This is a genomic window from Pseudomonas sp. S2_F03, assembly GCF_054668335.1.
Map to the genome: position 1 here is coordinate 4843976 of NZ_CP162759.1, position 24649 is coordinate 4868624.

The window sequence follows — 24649 nt, forward strand, 5'->3', positions numbered from 1 at the left end:
AGGGCGCGGCCTGTCGCGCTACAACGGCAAATGCCGACTCAGCAGCGCCCGTAACGCCGCCGGTTTCACCGGTTTGGCCAAATAATCCAGCCCCGCCGCATGCACTTGTGCCACCATCTCCGGCCGGCCATCGGCACTGATCACCACGCCTGGCACCGGCTCTCCCATTTGGGTGCGCAGCCACGCCATCAGCTCCGTCCCGGTGTCGCCATGATCGAGGTGGTAGTCCACCAGCGCCAGTTGCGGGCGTACACCGTCTTCGAGCAGCGCTGCGCATTCATCCCGATTGCGCGCGGTCCAGACCTGGCAACCCCAGCGCGTCAGCAGGCTGTTCATGCCGATCAGGATGCTGTCTTCATTATCGATGCACAGCACCTGCGCGCCGCTCAACACATGGCCGTTGAGTTCAGCGGTCGGTGTCGCCACGACGGTTTGCGCCCGGGCCAGCGGCACGCTGACACTGAACACACTGCCGCGCCCCGGCCAGGAGCGAACTTGCAGCGTGTGTCCCAAGACGCGACACAGGCCATCGGCAATTGCCAGACCCAGCCCCAGGCCTTTCTCGGCACGAGTCTGGTGACTGTCGAGGCGTTTGAATTCTTCGAAAATCACCTGCAGCTTGTCTGGCGCAATGCCCGGTCCCCGATCCCAGACCTCCAGGCACAACTCTCCCTTGCGCCGGCGAACGCCGAGCAGCACGGGCCCTTTGGCGTAGCGAAATGCATTGGTCAGGAAGTTTTGCAGAATTCGTCGCAGCAGTTTGATGTCGCTGTCGACCCGCAATGTGCTACTGCGAACGTTGAACGTCAGCCCTTGTTCCTGAGCCTGCGCCTTGAACTCGGCGCCGAGCGTGTCGAACAGTTCGTTGAGCGCGAATGGCTTGATGTCAGGGTTGATCTTGCCGTTTTCCAGACGGGAAATGTCCAGCAGGTCACTGATCAAATCTTCGGCAGAGCGCAATGAGCTGTCCAGGTGATGGACCAGCTTCTGTGCCTCAGCGGACAAGCCATCGTCCTGGTGGGACAGGGCGGCGGAGAACAGGCGCGCGGCGTTCAGTGGTTGCATCAAGTCGTGGCTGACGGCTGCGAGAAAACGGGTTTTCGATTGGTTGGCGGACTCGGCGGTGCCCTTGGCTTCGGTCAACGCGACGTTGAGTTGCGACAGCTCGTGGGTGCGCTCGGTCACCCGCTGCTCCAGGCCTTCGTTGGCTTCGGTCAGCGCCTGTTCGGCTTCGCGGAACGCGGTGATGTCGGTGAAACTCATGACGAAACCACCACCGGGCATCGGGTTGCCGATCAGCTCGATTACCCGCCCGTTGGGGAACAGCCGTTCAGAGGTATGGGCGCGACCCTGGCGCATCCAGTGCAGACGGCGGGCAACGTGCACCTCGGCTTCGCCGGGGCCGCATAAACCGCGCTCGGCGTTGTAGCGAATGATGTCGGCAATCGGCCGGCCGACGCTGATCAGTCCATCCGGGTAATTGAACAGCTCCAGATAGCGCCGGTTCCAGGCCACCAGTTTCAGCGACTGATCGACCACGCTGATGCCCTGGGTAATGTTTTCGATGGCGCCTTGCAGCAGGGCGCGGTTGAACTGCAGCACTTCCGACGCCTCGTCGGCGATCCGCACGACGTCTTCAAGTTGCATTTCCCGACCTTCGATGGCGGCTTTTACCACTGCGCGTGTCGAGGAGGCACCGAGTACACCCGCCAGCAAACGTTCGGTGTGGGCGATCCATTCACTGTCGGCGTTTTGGTTCGGGTTGAAGCCTTTGCCCTGACGGTAGGCGAATCGGATGAAGCTCTGGCGCGCCCGTTCTTCGCCGACGAAACGCGCCGCCAGTTGCAGCAAATCGTCGATCTGCACCGCCAGCATCGAACGGGCGCTGGGGCGTGCGCTGATTTCCTGGCCGATGAAACGACCGGCCTGCCAGTGCTCCGACACCCGTGTACGCGACAACACCGACACCCAGGCAAATAACGTGAAATTACCGGCCAGCGACAGCACCACGCCTTGGGTTAGCGGGGTGATCGGCAGGTTCATCGGGTTGCTGTGCAACCAGGCCAAGCCCGGAAAGCTCTCCAGCGGCCAGCCGAGGCCACGGGCCGCAATCGGCAAGATCAGCGTGTAAAACCACAGGAATGTCCCGGCAGCGAGGCCGGCAAATACACCGCGGCGGTTGGCCTGTTTCCAGTACAGCGCGCCGAGCATGGCCGGTGCCAGTTGTGTCACGGCAGCAAAGGCAATCTGGCCGATGGTTGCCAGGCTGGCGGTCGAACCCAGCAGGCGATAACTGACGTAGGCCAGGAGCAAAATCACCACGATGCTCACGCGGCGCACCGAGAGCATCCACTGGCGGAACACTTCGAACGGCCGCTCGGCATTATTGCGTCGCAGCAACCATGGCAACAGCATGTCGTTGGACACCATGGTCGACAGTGCCACGCTGGCGACGATCACCATGCCGGTTGCCGCCGAAGCGCCACCGATAAACGCCAGCAAGGCAAGGGCGGGGTGAGCCTGCGCCAGGGGCAGGCTGATGACGAAGGAGTCCGGCAACACCGAGCTGGGCAGCAGCATCTGGCCGGCGAGGGCGATGGGTACTACAAACAGTGCAGCCAACGCCAGGTAGGCCGGGAACACCCATTTGGCCAGGCGCAGATCCTGAGGATCAATGTTTTCCACCACCGTCACGTGGAACTGCCGGGGCAGGCAGATGATCGCCATCATCGCCACGCCGGTCTGCACCACCATCGAGGGCCAATTGACGGTTTCCTTCCAGTATTGCTCCAGGCGCGGTGCGAGCATGGCCTGGTTGAACAGATCGTCGAAACCGTCGTACAGACCAAACGTGACGAACGCGCCGACGGCAAGAAAGGCGAACAGCTTGACCAGTGATTCAAATGCAATCGCCAGCACCATGCCACGGTGGTGTTCCGTGGCATCGAGGTTGCGGGTACCGAAGACAATGGTGAACAGCGCCAGCACCAGCGACACAATCAGCGCCGTGTCCTGAGCGCGAACCCCCATGGCGTCGGCGCCCGCGCCAATCAGCAGGTTCACGCCAAGCACGATGCCCTTGAGCTGCAGCGCGATGTAGGGCAGCACGCCCACCAGGCAAATCAGCGCCACCACCACCGCCAACGACTGAGATTTGCCGTAACGGGCGGCGATAAAGTCGGCGATGGAGGTGATGTTTTCCTGCTTGCTGATCATCACCATTTTTTGCAGGACCCAGGGCGCGCCCACTAACAGCAGGATCGGCCCGAGGTAAATCGGCAGGAACGACCAGAGCTGTTCCGCGGCCTGGCCCACGGCGCCAAAGAAGGTCCAACTGGTGCAATAAACGGCCAGCGACAGGCTGTACACCCAGGCGCGCACTCGCGGCGGCAACGGTGTGCTGCGACGGTCACCGTAAAAGGCGATGGCGAACATGATGGCCATATAGGCCAGGGCGACGGCGGCGATCAGCCCGCTGGACAGCGACATGGGAACTCCAGACAAAAGACAGCCGGGACTCCCGCCCGGTCAGACAGTCTCGCACGACCGCCCCGGTTAGTCAGTGTCGACCAAGGTCGAGACTTGGCGCGGGGGCGCAGGGGGATCAAGGGTGTCTTTTCGGGTCCCTTTGCGAGCAAGCCCTTACTGGTTCAACGCAATCGCGATCAACCGATGCAGCTCCTCAACCTCCAGCGGCGCCTGCGCAAACAGGATACGAAACACAATGGGCGCCGCCACCATGTTGATCAACCGATCGACATCCGGTTTGGGCTCATTCGGGTAGCGATCCAGAATCAGCTGTAACTGTCCGCCAATGATCGTCGCGCAATAACTGGGTTTGAGGCTTGATTGCACGTCGCGCAGCATGTTGCGACCGGGTTCGGAGCTCATCTCGTCCAGATACTGTTCCGCCCAGGCCTGCACATCACCCGAGAGGCTGCCGGTATTGGCCGACTCGGTTTCCGGTTGCATACGGGCGAGCGCGACGTCCGCCAGCAGCGCTGACAAATCCCCCCAGCGTCGATAGATGGTGGACGGCGTAACCCCTGCGCGCGCTGCGATTTGCGGCACGGTCACGCTGGCGCGGTCCTGCTCTTCGAGCAGTGCGTGCACGGCTTTGTGAATTGATTCCTGCACCCGGGCGCTTCGGCCGCCGGGACGTAAAGTGGGGCCTGTCATTGCGTGTTTCCTGTTCTCGCCGCAACCCGCTGACTAGGTGGGCATCGGTGGTAAAGCCATGCAGCGGACCTTAACACAAAGAATTTGCTTTAAGCCTTGGTCGGTAACACTCCGCAAAAGCAAAAAATTAGCTTTTGCGGAGTGTGCTGATGTCCAGTTCCCATTCAAACCGTGCCAGCCTGGGGTTCCTGGCGATCACTTTACTCAGTTTTCTGGCGGCTTCCACGGCGCCGACGCCGTTGTATCGCTTGTACCAGGAGCAGATGCATTTTTCGGCGGCCACCCTGACCCTGATTTTCGGCGTCTATGCCTTGAGCCTGCTGGCCGCGCTGCTGACGGTCGGGTCGCTGTCGGATTACCTCGGGCGCAAACCGGTGATTTTCACCGCGGTCGTGCTGAATGCTCTGGCGATGTTGCTGTTTATCTACGCTGACAGCGTCACGTGGCTGATCAGCGCGCGGGTGCTGCAAGGGTTTGCCACCGGCATGGCAACCGCGGTGCTCAGTGCCACGCTGCTGGACACTGACCGCCAGCAAGGGCCGTTGATCAATAGCGTTGCGCCGTTGATCGGCATGGCCCTCGGCGGTATGGGCTGCGGCTTACTGGCAGAATTTGCCCCGGCGCCGCTGCACTTGACCTACTGGCTGCTGCTGGTTCTGTTTGCGTTGCAGGCGTTGTACAGCTGGCGTTTACCGGAAAGTGTCTCGCGACAGGCCGGGGCATGGGCGTCATTGCGACCGACCCTGCATGTGCCGGTTCAGGCGCGCCCCACCTTGTGGCGGGTGTTGCCGCTCAACACCGCGACGTGGGCGCTCGGTGGTTTTTATGCGTCCCTGGCGCCTTCGTTGGTACGCGCGGCCACCGGTTCCACCTCGAACCTGATTGCCGGCTCGACCGTTGCCGCGCTGACACTCACCGGGGCATTGATGATTTTCATCCTGCGCAATCGACCTGCCGCCCTGGCGCTACGGTTGGGGGCGAGTCTGCTGCCGATGGGCATTGTCCTGGTGTTACTGGGCGTGCACAGCGCCAGCCTGTCGCTGTTTTTCCTGGGTACGCTTGTCGCTGGATGTGGCTTCGGTGCCGGTTTTCTGGGGGGCGTGCGCAGTCTGGTGCCGTTGGCTTTGCCCCATGAGCGCGCAGGGTTGATGTCGGCGTTTTATGTGCTCAGTTACCTGGCGTTCTGTTTGCCATCGTTGCTGGCGGGGAATCTGATCCGAGCCTTCGGGTTGGTCGCAACAACCGATGGGTATGGCCTGATTTTGATTGTGTTGTCCGTTGGCGCGTTACTGGCCTTGATGCTTCAGCGCTCATTGAAAGTCTGTGGCGCTGATGTGCGTTGATCGTTAGCCTAGGCCTCGCCACTCATTCGACGGACCGCCCCGATGAAAATCATCCGCAGCAAATCCTTCACCGCTGACCGTGCCTGGGGGGCGCTGGACATCGCCAACATGAACGGCATCACCACGCGTTTGCACTGGACCGATCAGCCTTATAAATGGCACGTCAACGATGGCCAGGAAGTGTTCGTGGTGCTGGATGGGCAGGTGCAGATGCGTTACCGCGAAGAGGGCATCGAGAAGGCAGCGCTGCTCGACGTCGGCGACATTTTTTATGCGTCCGTCGGCACCGAGCATGTGGCCCATCCGCAGGGCGCGGCACGGATATTGGTGATCGAATCAGAAGGCAGTATTTGACTCTATATCTGCAAAACAGATAACAGTTAGAGATATTACCCGTTATATAGATATTCTATTCGGTTCTACCATGGGCTCTACCTCATCAGAGGACAGGAGTTCGCCATGACATGCCCCAATAGCGTCAAAACCGGTTTCAAACCCTTAAGCCATTTGCAGCACCCGCGTGAAGTCATCCGTCAGTTCACACCCAACTGGTTTGCCGCGACCATGGGCACCGGCGTGCTCGCGTTGGCGCTGGCGCAATTGCCCGTCGCCATACCCGGCTTGCGCGCGCTCGCCGAAGGCCTGTGGCTGTTCAATATTTTGTTGTTCGTGTTGTTCAGCGTCATGTACGCGGCCCGCTGGGTACTGTTCTTCGACGAAGCCCGGCGCATTTTCGGCCACTCCACCGTGTCGATGTTTTTCGGCACCATCCCGATGGGCCTCGCGACCATCATCAATGGCTTCCTGGTGTTTGGCCTGCCGCGCTGGGGCGACGGTGTGATTCATGTCGCCGAAATGCTCTGGTGGCTGGATGTGGCGATGTCGCTCGCGTGCGGCGTACTGATTCCTTACATGATGTTCACTCGTCAGGAACACAGCATCGACCAGATGACCGCCGTTTGGCTGTTGCCGGTGGTGGCCGCAGAAGTCGCGGCGGCCAGCGGTGGTTTGCTGGCGCCGCACTTGGTGGACGCTCATTCGCAACTGGTGGTGCTGGTGACGAGCTACGTGCTGTGGGCCTTTTCCCTGCCGGTCGCGTTCAGCATTCTGACGATCCTGTTGTTGCGCATGGCGCTGCATAAACTGCCCCACGAAAACATGGCTGCTTCGAGCTGGCTGGCGCTGGGCCCGATTGGTACCGGGGCACTGGGCATGTTGCTGCTGGGGGCCGACGCACCGGCAATCTTCGCCGCCAACGGTCTGCCGGGCATAGGGGAAGTCGCCGCCGGCCTGGGGCTGGTGGCCGGGATCACGCTGTGGGGGCTTGGCTTGTGGTGGATGCTGATCGCGGTGCTGATCACCGTGCGCTACCTGCGCGACGGCATTCCGTTTAACCTCGGCTGGTGGGGGTTTACCTTCCCGTTGGGTGTTTACTCGCTGACGACGTTGAAACTGGCCAGCACCTTGAACCTGACGTTCTTCAGTGTCTTTGGCTGCGTGCTGGTGGCCCTGCTGATGGTGATGTGGATGATCGTTGCCCAACGCACGCTGAAAGGCGCCTGGCGCGGTGAGCTGTTTGTCTCGCCATGCATTGCAGGATTAAAGAAATAACCTGCCAAGATTAGGTAATGTGTGGCCTGGATCGACGTTCGACATTCCAATAACCGTATCCACGCCACTCGCTACCTAACATCAGGGACACATGGAAGATGAGTCACCCCTCACAGTTCACCTTGCTCCGCACCCGGCGTTTCCTGCCGTTTTTCGTGACGCAGTCCCTCGGGGCGTTCAACGACAATATCTTCAAGCAGTCGTTGATCCTGGCCATTTTGTACAAACTGACCATCGACGGTGACCGCTCGATCTACGTCAACCTCTGTGCGCTGTTGTTCATCCTTCCGTTTTTTCTGTTTTCGGCGCTGGCCGGGCAGTTCGGCGAGAAGTTCGCCAAGGACCGTTTGATCCGTCTGATCAAGCTCGGCGAAATCGTCATCATGGCGGTCGGCGCAGTCGGCTTTCTCTTCGATCATCTGTCATTGATGCTGGTCGCGCTGTTTGCCATGGGCACCCACTCGGCGCTGTTCGGGCCGGTGAAATACTCGATCTTGCCCCAGGCCCTGCGCGAAGAAGAACTGGTCGGCGGTAACGGGCTGGTGGAAATGGGGACCTTCCTGGCCATTCTCGCCGGGACCATCGGCGCTGGCATCATGATGTCGTCCAGTCACTACGCGCCGATCGTCTCCAGCGCGATCATTGGCGTTGCGGTGCTCGGTTACCTGGCCAGTCGCAGCATTCCACGGGCGGCGGCGGCTTCACCGCAAATGCGCCTGAACTGGAACATCTTCAGTCAATCCTGGGCCACCTTGAAACTGGGCCTGGGGCAGACCCCGGCAGTGTCGCGTTCGATCGTCGGCAACTCGTGGTTCTGGTTTGTCGGGGCGATTTATCTGACGCAAATCCCGGCCTATGCCAAGGAATGGATGCACGGCGACGAAACCGTGGTGACCCTGATTCTGACGGTGTTTTCGGTCGGTATCGCGCTCGGCTCGATGCTGTGCGAAAAGCTCTCCGGGCGCAAAGTCGAGATAGGCCTGGTGCCGTTCGGCTCGTTTGGCCTGACCGTGTTTGGCCTGCTGCTGTGGTGGCATTCCGGTGGAATTGCGGACAGCGTGACGGGCCATGGCTGGGTCGAAATCCTCGGGTTTGGCCACACCTGGCTGGTGCTGATCGACATCCTGGGTCTGGGGATCTTCGGCGGTTTCTACATCGTGCCGCTGTATGCGCTGATCCAGTCGCGCACCGCCGAGAATGAACGGGCACGAGTGATTGCCGCCAACAACATTCTCAACGCGCTGTTTATGGTGGTGTCGGCGATTGTCTCGATCGTGTTGTTGAGCATGGTCAAACTGTCGATTCCGCAGCTGTTCCTGGTGGTGTCGCTGCTGAACATCGGCGTCAACGCCTACATCTTCAAAATCGTCCCCGAATTCAGCATGCGTTTCATGATCTGGTTGCTCAGTCACTCCATGTACCGCGTGGAGCATCGCAATCTTGATCTGATTCCCGATGAGGGCGCGGCGTTGCTGGTGTGCAATCACGTGTCCTTTGTCGATGCACTTCTGATCGGCGGCGCAGTGCGTCGGCCGATTCGCTTTGTGATGTATTACAAAATCTACAACTTGCCGGTGCTGAACTTTATCTTCCGCACGGCCGGGACAATTCCCATAGCGGGTCGTCAGGAAGACATTCAAATCTACGAAAGAGCCTTCAAGCGGATAGCGCAGTATCTGAAGGATGGCGAGTTGGTGTGCATCTTCCCGGAAGGCAAATTGACTGCGGATGGGGAGATCAACGAATTCAAGGGCGGGTTGACGCGGATTCTCGAAGAGACACCGGTGCCGGTGATTCCGCTGGCGTTGCAGGGCTTGTGGGGGGAGTTTCTTCAGCCGTGATCCGGGCAAGGGGTTGTTTCGCCGGTTGTGGTCGCGGGTGACGTTGGTGGCGGGGCCTGCTGTGGCGGTCGAGGCGGCGCAGCCGGCGGCGTTGCAGGCGATGGTCGGCGAGTTGCGCGGCACCGTTAGATAGTTGGAGTTTGTGTGGGCCTCATCGCGGGCAAGCCCGGCTCCCACAGGTTTTGTGTTGTGCCACAGATTTTAGGCGCTCCAAGGACCCTGTGGGAGCCGGGCTTGCCCGCGATGGCGTCAGTGGCCTAGGCGCTAACCTTGAGCCCAACCAACCCGGCAATGATCAACGCCACACTGGCCAGCCGAAACAACGCCATCGACTCACCAAACAGAATGATCCCCGCGATCACCGTGCCCACGGCACCCACGCCCGTCCAGATCGCATAGGCCGTACCCAGCGGCAATTCCTTCATGGCAAGGCCCAGCAAGCCAAGGCTGATGGCCATGGCTGCAACGGTCAAAGCGGTGGGCAGGGGGCGGCTGAAACCGTCGGTGTACTTCAGGCCGACGGCCCAGCCGACTTCGAACAGGCCGGCGAAAAACAGGATGATCCAGGACATGAAAGACCTCCATCGATTGACGGGGTCGTCCCCAGATTAATGACTCGATCGAGCCGCGAGGTCGTCCTCGCAATGCGCCATAGAGTGCCAATCATTAATCCGGGGATCAAGTTGTGGCTCAGTCGGCGACGGGCTGTGCCGCCAGTTTTCGATCTTCTTTCTCGCTCATGCGACGGAAATACGTTGAGAGCAACGCCCCGGAAATGTTGTGCCACACGCTGAACAAAGCGCTCGGCACCGCCGCCAGCGGGGAGAAGTGGGCACTGGCCAACGCAGCGCCCAAACCAGAGTTTTGCATGCCGACTTCCAGCGCGAGGGATTTGCGTTGCGCCAGTGGTAGCTTGAACAGGCGCCCGGTGAAGTAACCCAGCAGATACCCGAAGCTGTTGTGCAGCATCACCACCGCCATGATCAGCAGGCCGGACTCGGCGATCTTCGCCTGGCTGGCGGCCACCACGGCGGTGACGATGATCACGATGCTCACCACCGAAATCAGCGGCAAGACTTCCTCGGCATGACGCACCTTGGCGCCGAGCACGCGTTGAGCCACCACGCCAAGAATGATCGGCAACAGCACCACTTGCAGAATCGACCAGAACAGCTCCATGAAGGACACCGGCAACCAGGCCGACGCCAGCAGCCAGATCAGTGTCGGGGTCAGCAGTGGGGCGAGGAGGGTGGTGACGGCGGCGATGGCCACCGACAGCGCCAGATCGCCGCGCGCCAGCCAGGTCATCACGTTCGACGAGGTACCGCTTGGGCAGCAACCGACCAGGATAACGCCGACGGCGATATCCGGTGGCAGGTGGAACGCCTGGCAGAGCAACCACGCCACACCGGGCATGATCACGAAATGGGCAACCACGCCCAAGGCCACGCGCCACGGATGGCGGGCGACTTCGGCGAAGTCTTCAAGTTTGAGGGTCAGGCCCATGCCGAACATCACCAACCCCAGCAGCGGCACGATCGCGCCTTTGAGGCCGATGAACCAGGCCGGTTGCAGGAACGCCACGACTGCAAAAATCAGTACCCAGTAAGCAAAAGTGTTGCCGACAAAACGACTCAATGCAGCCAGTGCGCGCATGGCTTGATCCTTATTATTCAGTAGCAATCCCAGGGTGGAATTCAATCATTGTGAGAGCCGGGCTTGCCCGCGATAGCGGTGTATCAGTCAGCCGATTGATAGCTGACTGATCGCCATCGCGGGCAAGCCCGGCTCCCACAATTAGTTCGGTTTCATTAGTAGAAACCGGTTGTTATCAGATCCCCTGCGGCGTCTCTTCGCCGCCCAGCGCTTCTACCAGTGCCGGCAGGAAGTCACCGAAAGTCAGCATCATCAACGTGAAACTGGCGTCCAGTTGACCCAGGGCCTCTTCGCCGCCGTCCTGTTCGGCCTGGTCTTGCAGCAGGTCTTCGAACTTCAGGCGCTTGACCACCATCTTGTCGTCGAGCACGAAAGACAGTTTGTCCTGCCAGGCCAGCGACAACTGAGTGACCACTTTGCCGGTGCTCAGGTGCAGCTGGATTTCTTCGCTGGTCAGGTCTTGACGCTTGCAGCGCACGATGCCGCCGTCTTCGTGGGTATCACGCAGCTCGCATTCGTCCAGCACGAAGAAATCGTCCGCCGCTTTCTGCGTGGTGACCCATTCGGTCATGGTGGCGGTCGGCGACATTTTTACGGTCAGTGGACGTACTGGCAGGGTGCCGATCACTTCGCGCAGGGTGGACAGCAGGTCTTCGGCACGTTTCGGGCTGGCCGAGTTGACGAGGATCAGGCCCTGCTTCGGTGCAATGGCGGCGAACGTCGAGGAGCGGCGAATAAAGGCACGAGGCAGGAAAGCCTGGATGATTTCATCCTTGATCTGGTCGCGTTCCTTTTTGTAGACCTTGCGCATTTGCTCGGCTTCGATCTCGTCGACCTTTTCCTTCACAGCGTCGCGCACGACGCTGCCCGGCAAAATGCGTTCTTCTTTACGCGCCGAGACCAGCAGGAAGTCGCCGCTGACGTGAACCAGCGGCGCATCTTCGCCTTTACCGAATGGCGCGACGAAACCGTAGGTGGTCAACTCCTGGCTTGCACATGGACGCGCCAGTTTGGTGGCCAGTGCAGTTTCCAACGCCTCGGCATCAACAGGCAGATCTTGGGTCAGGCGATAGATAAGCAGGTTTTTGAACCACATGGGGTAAGTCTCTCCTTATATACAAAGGTGGGCATTATTCTCTTAGCGGCGCCATAGGCCAACCCTTCGCTAAGCCTTTGGAAGGCCTGAGAAAATTATTTAAAAAAGTGCTTGCCAGAGGTGAGGTCGCTCCGTAGAATGCGCGCCACACCGAACGTGAAGGGTGATTAGCTCAGCTGGGAGAGCGTCTGCCTTACAAGCAGAATGTCGGCGGTTCGATCCCGTCATCACCCACCATTCGCATTCAGTGTTACGCGCAGCGGTAGTTCAGTCGGTTAGAATACCGGCCTGTCACGCCGGGGGTCGCGGGTTCGAGTCCCGTCCGCTGCGCCATATTCGGTAACCTGGAACGCTGAGCGCCAGGTCACCACGGAAAAGCCCGCTAACGCGGGTTTTTTTCTGTCTGAAGTTTGCATGTTGTTCCTGTGGGTTGCGTCGTTTCACTGGTTTTCAGATTTATTTGAAAAATTATTCAATTAAATCAACACTTTACGAAAACCTGTGGCATAATGTGCCCCGCAACGAAGGTAAAGGGTGATTAGCTCAGCTGGGAGAGCGTCTGCCTTACAAGCAGAATGTCGGCGGTTCGATCCCGTCATCACCCACCATTACTTTCAACGCTACGCGCAGCGGTAGTTCAGTCGGTTAGAATACCGGCCTGTCACGCCGGGGGTCGCGGGTTCGAGTCCCGTCCGCTGCGCCATATTCGGTAACCTGGAACACTGAACGCCAGGTCACCACACAGAAAGCCCGCTTAATGCGGGCTTTTTTGCTGTCCGGGGTTTGGCAATTGCCGGGCCTCCACAAAAAAAGCGACCTGTACGGGTCGCTTTTTTCGTTTCTATCGGCTTATTGCTGAGCGTTGCGACTGTGCCGGTAGTCGCTCACGGCTTCATACACCGCCTTACGCAGACGGTTGATGCCGCCAATCGGCCGATGAGCCTCCAGGCCAAACCACGGATTGAACGACTGGTTGTCGCATTGCAGGTTCAGCGCTGGCGTGTCGAAGTCCTGCGCGGGGACTTTGATCCGCGCCACGGTCTGGAACGGCGCCTCGTTTTCACTCCATTCGATGCTGGTGTCTTCGATGGGCATGTAGTGGCTTGGGTCCTGGCGCTGAATCTGCAAGACGAAACAGGCCGGCACCCGATCCGTAGATAATTGCTGGTTCAGCGCGTTGCGCAGAAAGTTCGGCAATTTCTGGTTTTGCGCGGGCAGGGTGTAGGCCGGGCAGCTATCCGGGTCCGGTATCACCCGGAACTTGGCATTGGCTTCACCAAACTTGTAGGGCGACACCGAAAAGTAGGTGGTCCGGGTTGGACTTTCCGGAGCAGGCGACAAGGTCGCCAACGCGATAAACAGATGGCGAACTTGCCAACTGCGCGGGTCCCAACCCGGAAAAAACGCCATCAGCTTCTTGCCGTCAGCCTGAGCCGCCACATTCTGACGATACTCGGCGACATCGCTGACGAAAAAATTCGGGTGACTGAACATCACGAAGTCCTGTTCGGCGCGACGCTGTTGGTCGGCGAGCAGTTGTTTACCAGGCACATCAAGCAATTTGATCGCCATGCCCCGGGCATCGCGAATACTGTCGAACTGCGGATACGCATTGCCGTTGGACAGGCGCATCGTCGCTTGCCAGGTTTTGCCGGGCTCGCTGAACACACCTTGGCGCATCTCTCCAGCCAGGTCCGGCAACACCTGAACGTCGGCTTTCACGCAGCCATGCGCCTTGGCATGGGCGTCGCGCAGGTAGCGGGTGGGCTCGCGGTGTTGATCGACAATGCGCACGGCCGTCTGAATCACGTCCTGGGTCATTGCGGCTTCGCCTTCCGGAATCAATTCATCTGCCGAAACCGGGCCACTGTGCTGCCAGGCAAACCATGCCGTGGCCAGCGCCCAGGCGAGCACGCCAAGACCCAGCAGCCACAGAAGGGTTTTGCCGAGGAAAGCGCCCAAGCGCATCCAAAGTGTGCTCATGGCAATTGTGTCTCCAGCGGGCCGCCCAATACTTTCAGGTATTCCAGCAGCGCCCAGCGTTCCTCTGGCAGCAGCAGACGACCAATCACGCCATTGCCGCGCTGGCCGGCACGGAACTCGTGGCCGCTGTTGTGATTGCCGGTGATGCGTGTGTCGAACACAAAGCCATCGGTAAAGGCCTCGGTGCGATAACCAAGGTGTTGGGGGTCGTACTCGAACGTACCTTTATAGAAGGTGGTGGCGCGTTCATCCTGAGGCGAGAGCAATTGATAAATGCTCGGTACTGAGCCGTTGTGCAGAAAGGGCGCCGTCGCCCAGACACCCGCCAACGGTCGTGCCTTGTAGGCGCGCAATTCCCGCACACCAATCGGCAGGCCGAAACCATTCATGGCAGGTTGTTCCGCCGTGGGAATTTTCGCGTCGCGGTAGGCGCGGTTGCCGACGAAAGCGGTGATGTAGGCCAACCCTTTGGCCGACGACAGCTTGCTCAAGTCCAGCGGTTCAGTGGGTGTCGGCTGTAGGTGAACGTCCAGTTGTTTCAGCTCAGTCACATCCCATTGCAAGGCGCTCAAGTTAAAACGATGGTCGGCAATGTTGTTGGCGGCCCCCGGGTCTGTGCCAATGACATCCACCGGCAGCATTTTCAGATGCTGCACCCAGCGTCCGTCACTTTCGACCGAGCGCGGTATATGGCAACCGGCGCAATTTTCACTGAACAACTCGCGACCCTTGGCGGCCAGGGGCTTGTCGACTGCGCCGAGCAGTGCTTCAGGCCAGGCCGGTGGTTTGAGTCGTTGCAGGGTTTGTTCGATATGGTGCAGGTCGCGCAGTCGGACACTCGACGGGTAGCGCTCATCGCCTTTAAGCGGCTGGCCGCTGGCATCGAAGAAGCTCAGGGTGGCGCCCACGCCCAACGATTCGCCGATGTTGCGGGCCATGGGTTGTTGCGCCGAACCGTTCCATTGCACCCAATTGAACGTCCACATGTCCCACAGCTGCGGGTAGTCCACCGGGGCGTTAGCCACGCGGTAGTTGTCGGCGGAAATCGCATCGCCGAAGGCCGCATTGGCGATGCGCCCGAAGGCGTCGGTGCGGCCCGGTCCTTCCTCGGTGGGGTAGAGCCCACGGTGGGTGTCGTTCCAGGCAACTTTGACGAAGGTCAGGAGAGACGCCCTGAAGTCATTGCGCAGCTGTTGATGTCGGGCGTCGTAGTCCTCGCCCAGCACGTTGCGGGCGAAGCGCTCGAATTTCCAGGGGTTGAGGTAAGTCGAGGTCAGACTGGCGACCAGCGCTTGTCCGAAACTACCCCCTTTCAATGTAGGCACACTGGAAGGCAACACATGCTGTGCCGAGCCACCGTCAATGCGAATCGCCTGGCCTTTGAAGCGCAATTCGCCCGTGTGGCAGGCCGCGCACGTGATGTCGAGAAACTCGTCCTGACTGCCGGGGTTTTTGTGACGGGCAAACCCGACGGGCAGATTGCCGGGGTTGTCGGGTGTGGCTTTCAGGCCAGGGTCGATCAGGAAACCAAAGCGTGCGAGGTAGTCCGGCGAAGCGAATCGTTGCTGCGAGAAGGGCAGCTCGAGGGCGTTGAACCAGTCATAGTGCAAGCCTTTGACCTGAGTGCCTTGAGGGGTGAAATAGTAAGTCTGGCGGTCCGCTGCGCTCCATTGCTCCAGGTAATGCACCTGTTGAGCGGGCGACCAGCTCGGTAACTTGGGGTTGGCGACGTAGTACAACGCTACGGTCAGGCCAAGACCCAGCAATACAGCGACCAGCATTAAGAGGCGAGATAAGAGGCGCAAGATGAACTTCCTTGTCGAGTTGTAGCTCTCTTATGCCTCAGTGTCTGAGGTGCGGCAAGTGGCCATTACGCCATGTTATGGGATCCGGGATCAGTGTCTGTAGGAGTCAGATGACAGAAGCTTCATCATCCCATTGCTCAAATGGGTTAAAACACCTGAACTTATCAGAAGTTTCCCGCTCTCATGCCGGTAGCCATTGGTCGTGGCCGCCTGATAAGCTCGCGGCTTTACTCGATTGCCCTTTAGGCGCATGAACAAGGAAATAGCATGAAACAGCATCGGTTGGCGGCGGCGGTAGCCCTGGTTAGCCTGGTACTCGCGGGTTGTGATTCGCAGACCAGCGTAGAGCTGAAAACTCCGGCGCAAAAAGCTTCCTACGGCATTGGCCTGAACATGGGCAAAAGCCTGGCTCAAGAAGGCATGGATGACCTGGACTCCAAGGCCGTAGCCCAGGGCATCGAAGATGCCGTCGGCAAGAAAGAGCAGAAACTCAAAGACGAGGAGCTGGTCGAAGCCTTCGCCGCGCTGCAAAAGCGTGCTGAAGAGCGTATGGCCAAGATGAGCGAAGAGTCGGCCGCTGCCGGCAAGAAGTTCCTCGAAGAAAACGCCAAGAAGGCCGGCGTAGTGACCACCGCTTCGGGCTTGCAATACGAAGTGGAAAAGAAAGCCGATGGCGCACAGCCTAAGCCGACTGATGTAGTGACCGTTCACTACACCGGCAAGCTGACCAACGGCACCGTTTTCGACAGCTCCGTCGAGCGCGGTAGCCCGATCGATCTGCCGGTTAGCGGTGTGATCCCGGGTTGGGTCGAAGGCCTGCAACTGATGCACGTTGGCGAGAAGTACAAACTGTACATCCCTAGCGAACTGGCTTACGGCGCCCAAAGCCCAAGCCCGGCAATTCCAGCCAACTCGGTGCTGGTATTTGACCTGGAACTGCTGGCGATCAAAGATCCAGCCAAAGAAGACGCCGCCAAGTAATCTGCGTCTGCTTTGACAACAACGCCTCGCTTAATGCGGGGCGTTGTTGCATCTGGCGTTTAGCGAAGGTAAACAAAGCGAACGGTTGCTGTACGCTGGAGTCATAGCCATTGAAGAGGCCCGTGCTAGCGGCGCCGGCGCTCCAAGTCAATGAAATCTTGGGTTTTTTTATGTGAGTAAAAAACGCCCGATCTGAGCGAGACCCTTATGAAACGGGGGTTTCAGCCGTGAAATGCAGCTCTGTTCACAAGGTTATCCACAATTTGTGTGGATAACATTTCAGTGGGAGGAATGATGAAAGCACCCTGGAGTTTCGCTCGATTCTTGCCACTCGCCGGGCGCCTGCTCGCACGCGGGCGTTTGCCGACGCTGCTGTTCGCTGTTGCCAGCAAAGGTGCCAGCCAGGGTAATCGTCTGGGCAAGGTCAAAGACGATTTGCGCTTGTTGCAGGCACTGTGCCTGGCCTACTGGCGTGGGGAGTACCGTGCCATCAGCCCGAAGGCGCTGATCTCGGTGGTCGCAGGCCTGATGTATTTCCTCAGTCCGGTGGATGCCATTCCGGATTTCCTTCCCGTGTTCGGCATGCTCGATGACATCGCAGTGCTGGCCTGGCTGATGAAAGTGCTCGACGACGAACTCAACGCCTTCCGCCTCTGGCGCAAACGTCAGGTGCCGGAAAAGCTGGCGGTGGTCGAGCGTCTGCCTGACACCCCGGAAAAACTTCAGCTTCAGGGCCCGAGAAAACACTGAACTGATTGAGAATCCCCCTTTATTCATACCCCCGCGCGACCTTGGCCGCTGTTAGGATTACACTTCTAGGGAAAAGTGCCGACTCGCTAAGTGTCGTTGTCCTACGGGGAAGTCATGGATATTCAGATAATCACACGCGAAGGCGAGCCCGAGTATGCAGTTTTACCGTGGGCTCAATATCAGGCTCTACTGAAAGCAGCAGGCATCAACGAGCAACCGCCACGCGAAGCGCCAGTGCCTCACGTGGCAACACCAGACCCGTTTCTTCCCGGTCTGGATCAACTACGCAGTTTGCGCGAAGGGAAGGGCATCGCCATTGAAGCGTTGGCCCGCACGGTAGGCATCAGCCCGTCTTATCTGGCCTTGATCGAAAGTGGCGAGCGTCAACCCGACGCTGCGATTCGCCGCAGCCTGGCCTGGGAATTGACGGTGCCAGGGTGGAGGGATGAATCGTGAGCGTACGCATCAGTCGTCAACATTGGGACGGATTGCTTGGGGAGCTGGATCAGGCGCGACGTCAGCGCCATCTCTTGACGTATCGAGCGTTGCTGGAGCGCTTGCAATTGCCCACGCCGGCCATGCAAACCCTGACGGCAGCCCTTGAACATCTGGCCGCACTGGATGCGAGGGCCGAACAGCCGTTGCGTAGTTCGCTGGTGATCAGCCAGGGTGCCAGCCGTCTTCCGCGCACCGGCTTCTTCGAATGTGTCGAGCGTCTGGGGCGTTTTTCCGGGCCGTCTGACGGTGTCGCCGCCGCGTCCTGGCATGCATCGGAAGTGGTGCGAGTGTTCGAATACGAATACCCCGAATCGGCAGAGGCCTGAGTGTTTTTAAAGCTCAAGGCGCGGGCTGGTTACTGGCTGGCTCGCCGTTTGTTTCATTGGTCATGGTTTGTGCGCCAGCCGCGGGGCTGGCACTGGCTCGAAGGCCAGTTCGCACGCATGGCGAACCTGGGTGACGTTGGCGCTCAGAGCTTCTATGGCCACATTTTGACCTTTCGCGGTGTCGGGCTGGGTGCTCGTGAAGAGGGCGTTCGACTGCTGCGCCTGGCGGCGTTGGCGGGTGACGGCAAGGCCGCCTACCAGGTCGGTGTGATCAGCCTGGCCGGCACGCCGAGCAAGGCGCCGGACCCACTCGAAGCCGCGCGCTGGTGGGGCATGGCCGCCAAGGCCGGGCATCCATTGGCCGAGCTCAAATTGAAAGAGTTGGCGGCTCGCGGCCCTACGCAGTAACCCCAAAAACTGTCTGATAAATGAACGTGGCGTGAGGGAAACCTCACGCCACGTTTTTGTTTGTGCCTGTCTGACGTTTTGTGAGGGCGAATTAGAGATTTTCCCTACGGCCATCGCCTACTTCCCTGACTTCTTTCCGGTTTGATCCCCGGCACAGTCTCGCGCGCCCATTTTCTGCGCGAGGGATTGCCCATGATTGACCCGATTGTTCACCCGCACATCGCCCGCATCGAGCAGGAACTCGACAGTTTTCCAGACACGCTTTCGCTATACCGCGAACAGCTCAAGCGCTGGTTTAACCGAACGGCGGACACGGCCAGTCACGCCGTGGATATGCCTGCGCTGATGGGTATGGAACGGCTGATCAAACTGGGCAGTACCACGACGGCGGTGAGCAGTGGCGATGCGGATTTTCTGTCCAATGTGGCGCAGTGTCCGGCAGGCGGCATTCTGCAGATCGAGAGCAAGTTCGAGTCGGTTTATGACATTCCGTTGGGGAATATTCAGGTAGATGTCATTGCCGTGGAGGGCGGCAAGATCACGCCGGTCAGGCTCGATGAAAACGGCAAAGGGCAGTTCGAAGGTACACCCGGCAAGTTCTACCGCGTTCAAGTTCAAAGCGAAGTGGCGCCTGAGCAAATTGATGAGCTTTTTTCCGCCTACGACGGCCTGAGCAAAGAGCTGGACGGGTGGCTGCGCAAGGAGTGGGAGGGGTTCAAGCCGCAGTGGTCGCAATCGACTTTTGCCGCGGCGGGGAACGGCATGCTCGCCGGGAGTTGGGCGGCGGTGGTCGGCGTGTGGGACAGCATCAGCTTGCTGTCGGACATCCTTCAAGATCCCGGTAAGTTCGTTAAGCGATTGGGCAGTGGTGCTGCCGAGCTGGTCAAACTCGCGAAGACCGCGCCGGAGGTGATGGCAACGGTCCAACTGCTGGCCAGTGACGAAGCGGCGCTGTGTTTGCTGCTGCGCACGGCCAGCCTGTGGTTGGAGATGCTGCCGCCGAGCGAGATCGTCGGTAAAACCGCCGAAGTTGTTTCGGCAGCCGTGGTGCAATTGCTCATCGACCTGCTGATCGGGATCGTCTTGACCTTCGCCGGTGCGGGCGCTGGCATTGCCTATCTGGGCCTGCGCCTGGCCCACCATGGTGCGCGGTTCGTCAGCGCAGTAACGGGCTTCGTCAAAGCGATCTTCACGATCATCAACCGCTTCACGACCTACGTCGACCGCTACAAAACCGTCGCCGCACGTGGTGTGGCGGCGGGTCTTAAAAAGGGCCGCATGCAGTTGCGCTGGAATGCCAAACGCAACACCGCCCTCAAGCAAAACGAACACCACGACAACGTCCCGGATCAGGCGAAAAACCCCAACGGCGACAGTGCCGATTCCGCCGCTAACACCGCCACCAACAAGTGTCCGGTGTCGATGGTCACCGGCGAAGAACTGCTGACCCTCACTGACGGTACGCTGGATGGCCTCCTGCCGTTCGACTTCACCCGGCTCTATCGCACCAGCGCTGCCGAGCTCGATAGCGGCCTCGGTTTCGGCTGGAGTCATTCCTTATCCCATCGACTGGAAATCGACGCCGACACTGTCACCTGGATCGACCACGAAAACCGTAGCACTCCGTTCCCGCTGCCGAGCACCGAGCGCCCGGCAATCCACAACAGCCTGTCGCGCGCCGCGATTTACCTCGGGGCCGAACCGGAAGAACTGATCCTCGCCCAGGCCGGTGACGACACGCGCTTTTACCACTTTCACCACGGCCGACTCACGGCGATCAGCGATGCGTACGACAACCGCTTGCGCATCACCCGCGACCGCCAGGAACGCATTCAGCGCCTCGACAACGGTGCCGGCCGCGCCTTGCGCTTGCGCTATGAACGCAGCCATCTGGTTGCCGTCGACTACCAGGTGTTTACCCCGGCGCAGACCCACGACGAGTCCTGGCAGACCGAGCAAACCCTGGTCAGTTACGCCTACGACGAACGCGCGCAACTCATCGAAGCGACCAACGCCGCCGACGAAAGCGAGCGCTACGACTACGACGACCAACACGTCATCCTCCAGCGGCAACTGGCTGGGGGGGCGAGTTTTTCTGGGAGTGGGAGCGCTCCGGCAAGGCCGCGCGCTGCATCCGTCACTGGGCGTCGTTTGCGCAGATGGACGCGCGCTATGTCTGGGATGACGCTGGCAGCGTCACCGTCCACAACAGCGATGGCAGCGAAGAAGTTTACGTCCACGACGAGCGTGCGCGGCTGGTGCGCAAGGTCGACCTGGACGGTGGCGAACAGCTCAAGGCCTACGACGAGCAAGGGCGGCTGATCGCCGAACAGGACCCGCTCGGCGCCGTCACCGAATACCGCTATGACGAAGTCGGACGCCTGGTGGCGCTGATTCCGCCAGAAGACGAGCCAACGGCCTACGAGTACCGCAACGGTTTCCTGCATGCGCGCTATCGCGGCCAAGCCATTTGGAAGTACCACCGTAACGCTCAGGGCGACGTCACCGAAGCGACTGACCCCGATGGCCAAACCACCCATTACCACTACGATGCCCAAGGACGTTTGCTGTCGACCCGCTACCCGGACACCAGCCGCCATGTATTCCTCTGGAATGCCTTGGGGCAATTGCTCGAAGAGACCTTGCCCGACGGTGGTCAACGGCGCTTTTCCTACGATGCCTTGGGGCGGCAGCTTACCCGTCAGGACGAACATGGCGCCGTCACGAAGTACCAATGGGACGCCGTTGGCCGACTGACCCAGACGATTCTTCCTACTGGTGCCAGTCGCGCCTATAGCTACAACGCCTACGGAAAAATCACCGCCGAACGCGACGAACTGGGGCGCGTCACGCGTTACGAGTACGTCGACGATCTGCACCTGGTCAGCCGCCGTCTCAACGCCGATGGCACTCAGCTGAAATATCGCTACGACAACGCGCAGCTGTTACTCACGGAAATCGAGAACGAATCCGGTGAAAAATATCAGCTGGACTACACCGCCAGCGGATTGATCCGACAGGAAACCGGCTTCGACGGCCAACGCACGGCGTACGCCTACGACCTCAATGGCCATCTGCTGGAGAAAACCGAGTTCGGCGCTGACGGCTCGCAGCTGATCACCGCTTACGAGCGGGATTCGGCCGGTCGGTTGCGGGTCAAAACCCTGCCCGACGGCCTCAAGGTCGAATACCGCTACGACAGCCTCGGCCGGCTGGTTGGTGTCGACGACGGCCACGACCATCCGCTGGAATTCGAGTACGACCGACAGGACCGGCTGATCACCGAACATCAGGGCTGGGGCACGCTGCGTTATGCCTACGACGCCTGCGGCCAGCTCACGCGCCTGCGCCTGCCGGACAACAGCAAACTCGACTACCACCACGCCAAGGGCGGTACGCTGACCGCCGTCGACCTCAACGACACGCGGCTCACCAGCCATCAGTTTGCCTTCGGTCGCGAGCAGCGGCGCCAGCAAGGCCAGTTGCTCAGCGAATATGCCTACGACGATCAGGGCCGTTTGCAGGCTCACGCTGTCAGTCAACAGCAAAAAAACCTGTACCGCCGCGACTATGCCTACAGCGCCAACGGCAATCTCGACAGCATTACCGACACCCGCCACGGCCAGCGCAACTACCAATACGACCCGCTCAACCGCCTGACGGGCGTGCGCCACACCCGCGACGACCCACCGGAAAGCTTCGCCCACGACCCAGCCGGCAACCTGCTGATGCAGGACCGCCCCGGCGCCGCCAAAGTGCAGGGCAATCGCCTGCTCCTGCAAGGCGACCGCCACTACGACTACGACGCCTTCGGCAACCTGATCCGCGAACGCCGCGGCACCGCAAAAAAGCTCGTCACCGACTACCGCTACGACTGCCAGCACCGCTTGATCGGCGTCACCACCCCGGACGGTCGCACCGCCAGTTACCACTACGACGCCTTTGGCCGCCGCATCGCCAAAACCGTCGACGGCCACACCACCGAATTCTTCTGGCAGGGCGATAACCTCATCGCCGAAAGCAGCCGCGAACACTACCGCAGCTACGTCTACGAACCCGGCAGCTTCCGCCCGCTGGCGATGCTCGACGGCAAAGGCCCGCGCAAGGCCTGCCCGTTCTACTACCAACTCGATCACCTCGGCACGCCGCAGGAACTGACCGATTTTGGCGGCGAAATCGTCTGGTCGGCGAAGTACAACGCCTACGGCAAAGTCACGCGCCTGGCGTTCGGCGGAGGCGAGCAGCTTGAGCAGCCGCTACGGTTTCAGGGGCAATACTTCGACGCCGAGAGCGGCCTGCACTACAACCGGCATCGGTACTATGATCCGGATGTTGGACGGTACCTGACGCCGGACCCGATCAAGTTGGCGGGTGGGCTGAATCAGTACCAGTACACGCCGAACCCGACGGGGTGGGTTGATCCGTTGGGGTTGAGCGGGAACTGCCCGCCGCCGAATAAGCCTGGGTGTTCGGCGCCGGATGATACGACTGGCGCTAGGGTTGATGAAGGTGAGCCGCCGCTGCCAAAGCTGAGGGGAAATCAGCGGAGGGTGCGGATTGATGAGTTGGCAGAGGCAAATGCGAAGCGGCGAGTTTTGGAATGGGAGGAAGATTACGACATGCATACTGTCGCGAAGCATAATCCCGAAATTCCAGACGCGGCGCTAAAGCAGAGATCGATTGATGGGAGTCATCCAACAAAAAAAGGAAAAAAGGAGAGAATTAATCCAAGTTCCCAGTTCAGAAGCTGGTTACTCCAGATGAATGCGATAAATGATGCGGTTTCTAGGATGAGTCGAAATCCACCTGCTCCCACGGGTTTTACCCAAACAGGGGATCCCGTTGTAAGGAAGGAAATGCCGGCAGGTGGTAGAGGCTATAAACCAAATAAAAAAGATCTAGATAATCCGCAGTATGTAGATGAGTTGAATTACTCAGAGGTCAGGTTTCGTCAGGGTGGTCTTGTCAAACCCTATACTGCGTTCCCGGATTAGGATAATGAAATGTTGAAGTGGCCTTTGTATGACCTTCCTTTTGAGCCAACGCTTTTGTACTGGTTGGGAGGTATCTCTATTTTTGATCGTGAGGAAACACTTGGTGAGGCATTGTGGGTATATAACCCGAATGATAGTGCTGATAGAGAAAAAATTATTAGGGTGTTTCTGTTAGGTAAGCTTGAGTATTTGCCATATAGGCATCGATTTTTGATGTTTAAGATTCTTGAGGATGCTCTAGCACAGTCGAATTTTGATTTTTCTACACAGTTTGAAAGTGATTATGAGGCAAATACGTCTATGGCTTGGGATGAGACGGAGATAGTCGATCCTCGAGGCTTCTTTGAAGATGTATATAAATACGCAAGAGAAGAGTGGAAGAAGACCTTAAAAAAGCCAGTCTTGAAGACCAATCCACTTGGTAGTCGGCGTTTTTGAGACGGACGCGAAATTTCTGGGCAAGACCGTCGGAAGTTTCCTTCAAGTCGCGGCGGTTTCCATGAACTGGTGTGAAATGTTTTCCATCGATAGTCTCTGGTGGTCACTGAACATTCAGTGGCAGGGTGTAGGAACCCTTCAAGACTAGAGAGGACGCTTTGGCGTCGACACCTGAATTGCGGCCGTCAACATGCGTCCGTAAGATCAGTTGCGGCGGCCGTGCGCGGGCACGCTTCGGTGTGGTCGAGTTCTCTGGTCTCGATATTCCTACCCCGTGCATAGCTGCCACCCAAGCCTGTAGGAAGGCCGATGGTAGCGACCGTTCACTACCAGAGGCTTCAATAATGAAAAATCTTCACCCCGATCCACCCTACGAAAAACCAATCCCCCACCCCAAAAGCCGCTTCATGGCCCTCACCGGCAACTGCACCGACATGCCCACGCTGTTCGTCGATACCCACGCGCCGCTCGATGTTTTGTATGACGCTGCCAGCTATCGAATTCGCGCCGTCACGCAGGTGCTGGAGAACATGTCGATGCGTGGTTCGGTCGAGTGCGAGTCCTTCATCCTCAGCGATTTTGCCTTGCTGTGCGCCATCCCGTTGCGCGATGGCTGTGATGTGCTGGATGTGATCGGGCGGCGGTTGCGGGCAACGCCTTAGGCGTCTCGACTCACTGCTTTTTGAATGATCGTTCCCGCGCTCTGCGTGGGAATGCAGCCCATGACGCTCTGCGTCAAT

The 24649-nt window shown here is 59.3% G+C and carries 17 protein-coding genes, 4 tRNA genes and 2 pseudogenes; 16 read left to right on the top strand and 7 right to left on the bottom strand.

The annotated features are described in order from the left end of the window. Nucleotides 1–18: 18 nt before the first annotated feature. Together AB4N76_RS22660 and AB4N76_RS22665 are read right to left on the bottom strand one after the other, a co-directional pair. Nucleotides 19–3489, bottom strand: a complete 3471-nt coding sequence (locus AB4N76_RS22660) for a hybrid sensor histidine kinase/response regulator (RefSeq protein ID WP_460163547.1) — start codon at nt 3487–3489, stop codon at nt 19–21. Nucleotides 3490–3642: 153 nt separating this feature from the next. Then, nucleotides 3643–4179 carry a TetR/AcrR family transcriptional regulator gene (locus AB4N76_RS22665; RefSeq protein WP_046032928.1) on the bottom strand — a complete coding sequence of 179 codons (537 nt, stop codon included), beginning with the start codon at nt 4177–4179 and terminating at the stop codon, nt 3643–3645. A gap of 149 nt (nt 4180–4328) precedes the next feature. Between AB4N76_RS22665 and AB4N76_RS22670 the strand changes: the two genes are divergently transcribed. From AB4N76_RS22670 to AB4N76_RS22685, 4 genes and pseudogenes are all read left to right on the top strand, one after another. Beyond that, nucleotides 4329–5522, top strand: a complete 1194-nt coding sequence (locus tag AB4N76_RS22670; protein ID WP_460163548.1) for an MFS transporter — start codon at nt 4329–4331, stop codon at nt 5520–5522. Between the two features lie 42 nt (nt 5523–5564). Then, on the top strand, nt 5565–5876 hold the full coding sequence (locus AB4N76_RS22675; protein WP_046032930.1) for a cupin domain-containing protein: 312 nt from the start codon (nt 5565–5567) through the stop codon (nt 5874–5876). A gap of 105 nt (nt 5877–5981) precedes the next feature. Further along, nucleotides 5982–7133 carry a TDT family transporter gene (locus AB4N76_RS22680; protein WP_460163549.1) on the top strand — a complete coding sequence of 384 codons (1152 nt, stop codon included), beginning with the start codon at nt 5982–5984 and terminating at the stop codon, nt 7131–7133. 98 nt (nt 7134–7231) lie between these two features. Then, nucleotides 7232–9107: pseudogene (locus AB4N76_RS22685) on the top strand (MFS transporter). A 124-nt stretch (nt 9108–9231) separates the two neighbouring features. Here AB4N76_RS22685 and sugE read toward each other — a convergent pair. The 3 genes from sugE to rdgC all read right to left on the bottom strand — a co-directional run bounded on the left by sugE (nt 9232) and on the right by rdgC (nt 11726). Then, a complete protein-coding gene (gene sugE / locus AB4N76_RS22690; protein WP_027922462.1) occupies nt 9232–9546 on the bottom strand; it encodes a quaternary ammonium compound efflux SMR transporter SugE in 315 nt (104 codons plus the stop codon). Between the two features lie 118 nt (nt 9547–9664). Next, on the bottom strand, nt 9665–10630 hold the full coding sequence (locus AB4N76_RS22695; protein ID WP_460163550.1) for a bile acid:sodium symporter family protein: 966 nt from the start codon (nt 10628–10630) through the stop codon (nt 9665–9667). A gap of 175 nt (nt 10631–10805) precedes the next feature. Then, a complete protein-coding gene (gene rdgC / locus AB4N76_RS22700; RefSeq protein WP_046032934.1) occupies nt 10806–11726 on the bottom strand; it encodes a recombination-associated protein RdgC in 921 nt (306 codons plus the stop codon). Between the two features lie 161 nt (nt 11727–11887). Between rdgC and AB4N76_RS22705 the strand changes: the two genes are divergently transcribed. From AB4N76_RS22705 to AB4N76_RS22720, 4 genes are all read left to right on the top strand, one after another. Beyond that, nucleotides 11888–11963, top strand: a tRNA-Val gene (locus AB4N76_RS22705). A gap of 19 nt (nt 11964–11982) precedes the next feature. Continuing rightward, a tRNA-Asp gene (locus tag AB4N76_RS22710) sits at nt 11983–12059 on the top strand. Between the two features lie 199 nt (nt 12060–12258). Continuing rightward, a tRNA-Val gene (locus tag AB4N76_RS22715) sits at nt 12259–12334 on the top strand. An 18-nt stretch (nt 12335–12352) separates the two neighbouring features. Next, nucleotides 12353–12429, top strand: a tRNA-Asp gene (locus tag AB4N76_RS22720). Between the two features lie 146 nt (nt 12430–12575). Here AB4N76_RS22720 and AB4N76_RS22725 read toward each other — a convergent pair. Next, complete coding sequence (locus tag AB4N76_RS22725; RefSeq protein WP_046032935.1) at nt 12576–13709, bottom strand: catalase family protein; 1134 nt, start codon at nt 13707–13709, stop codon at nt 12576–12578. Further along, nucleotides 13706–15514 (bottom strand): di-heme-cytochrome C peroxidase, encoded by a 1809-nt coding sequence (locus tag AB4N76_RS22730; protein WP_460163551.1) that lies wholly within the window; start codon nt 15512–15514, stop codon nt 13706–13708. The genes AB4N76_RS22725 and AB4N76_RS22730 overlap by 4 nt, the downstream gene beginning before the upstream one ends. 267 nt (nt 15515–15781) lie before the next feature. Between AB4N76_RS22730 and AB4N76_RS22735 the strand changes: the two genes are divergently transcribed. The 8 genes and pseudogenes from AB4N76_RS22735 to AB4N76_RS22770 all read left to right on the top strand — a co-directional run bounded on the left by AB4N76_RS22735 (nt 15782) and on the right by AB4N76_RS22770 (nt 24571). Next, on the top strand, nt 15782–16495 hold the full coding sequence (locus AB4N76_RS22735; RefSeq protein WP_008060887.1) for an FKBP-type peptidyl-prolyl cis-trans isomerase: 714 nt from the start codon (nt 15782–15784) through the stop codon (nt 16493–16495). Nucleotides 16496–16789: 294 nt separating this feature from the next. Next, complete coding sequence (locus AB4N76_RS22740) at nt 16790–17245, top strand: YkvA family protein (protein WP_046032937.1); 456 nt, start codon at nt 16790–16792, stop codon at nt 17243–17245. A gap of 114 nt (nt 17246–17359) precedes the next feature. Then, nucleotides 17360–17701: a helix-turn-helix domain-containing protein gene (locus AB4N76_RS22745; protein WP_046032946.1), complete on the top strand. Its 342-nt coding sequence runs from the start codon at nt 17360–17362 to the stop codon at nt 17699–17701. Further along, nucleotides 17698–18069 (top strand): hypothetical protein, encoded by a 372-nt coding sequence (locus AB4N76_RS22750; RefSeq protein WP_007898892.1) that lies wholly within the window; start codon nt 17698–17700, stop codon nt 18067–18069. The genes AB4N76_RS22745 and AB4N76_RS22750 overlap by 4 nt, the downstream gene beginning before the upstream one ends. After that, on the top strand, nt 18070–18477 hold the full coding sequence (locus AB4N76_RS22755) for an SEL1-like repeat protein (protein ID WP_046032938.1): 408 nt from the start codon (nt 18070–18072) through the stop codon (nt 18475–18477). Between the two features lie 192 nt (nt 18478–18669). Next, nucleotides 18670–23471, top strand: a pseudogene (locus AB4N76_RS22760) (RHS repeat-associated core domain-containing protein). 9 nt (nt 23472–23480) lie between these two features. Next, nucleotides 23481–23909, top strand: coding sequence for a hypothetical protein (locus tag AB4N76_RS22765; protein WP_460163552.1), 429 nt, complete (start codon nt 23481–23483; stop codon nt 23907–23909). A gap of 344 nt (nt 23910–24253) precedes the next feature. Continuing rightward, complete coding sequence (locus tag AB4N76_RS22770) at nt 24254–24571, top strand: hypothetical protein (protein WP_460163553.1); 318 nt, start codon at nt 24254–24256, stop codon at nt 24569–24571. Nucleotides 24572–24649: the final 78 nt, after the last annotated feature.

What these genes read in the sequence shown, in the direction of transcription:
- AB4N76_RS22660 (WP_460163547.1), bottom strand. Translation starts at nt 3,489, where the DNA reads ATGTCGCTGTCCAGCGGGCTGATCGCCGCCGTCGCCCTGGCCTATATG.
- AB4N76_RS22665 (WP_046032928.1), bottom strand. Translation starts at nt 4,179, where the DNA reads ATGACAGGCCCCACTTTACGTCCCGGCGGCCGAAGCGCCCGGGTGCAG.
- AB4N76_RS22670 (WP_460163548.1), top strand. Translation starts at nt 4,329, where the DNA reads ATGTCCAGTTCCCATTCAAACCGTGCCAGCCTGGGGTTCCTGGCGATC.
- AB4N76_RS22675 (WP_046032930.1), top strand. Translation starts at nt 5,565, where the DNA reads ATGAAAATCATCCGCAGCAAATCCTTCACCGCTGACCGTGCCTGGGGG.
- AB4N76_RS22680 (WP_460163549.1), top strand. Translation starts at nt 5,982, where the DNA reads ATGACATGCCCCAATAGCGTCAAAACCGGTTTCAAACCCTTAAGCCAT.
- sugE (WP_027922462.1), bottom strand. Translation starts at nt 9,546, where the DNA reads ATGTCCTGGATCATCCTGTTTTTCGCCGGCCTGTTCGAAGTCGGCTGG.
- AB4N76_RS22695 (WP_460163550.1), bottom strand. Translation starts at nt 10,630, where the DNA reads ATGCGCGCACTGGCTGCATTGAGTCGTTTTGTCGGCAACACTTTTGCT.
- rdgC (WP_046032934.1), bottom strand. Translation starts at nt 11,726, where the DNA reads ATGTGGTTCAAAAACCTGCTTATCTATCGCCTGACCCAAGATCTGCCT.
- AB4N76_RS22725 (WP_046032935.1), bottom strand. Translation starts at nt 13,709, where the DNA reads ATGAGCACACTTTGGATGCGCTTGGGCGCTTTCCTCGGCAAAACCCTT.
- AB4N76_RS22735 (WP_008060887.1), top strand. Translation starts at nt 15,782, where the DNA reads ATGAAACAGCATCGGTTGGCGGCGGCGGTAGCCCTGGTTAGCCTGGTA.
- AB4N76_RS22740 (WP_046032937.1), top strand. Translation starts at nt 16,790, where the DNA reads ATGAAAGCACCCTGGAGTTTCGCTCGATTCTTGCCACTCGCCGGGCGC.
- AB4N76_RS22745 (WP_046032946.1), top strand. Translation starts at nt 17,360, where the DNA reads ATGGATATTCAGATAATCACACGCGAAGGCGAGCCCGAGTATGCAGTT.
- AB4N76_RS22765 (WP_460163552.1), top strand. Translation starts at nt 23,481, where the DNA reads ATGTTGAAGTGGCCTTTGTATGACCTTCCTTTTGAGCCAACGCTTTTG.
- AB4N76_RS22770 (WP_460163553.1), top strand. Translation starts at nt 24,254, where the DNA reads ATGAAAAATCTTCACCCCGATCCACCCTACGAAAAACCAATCCCCCAC.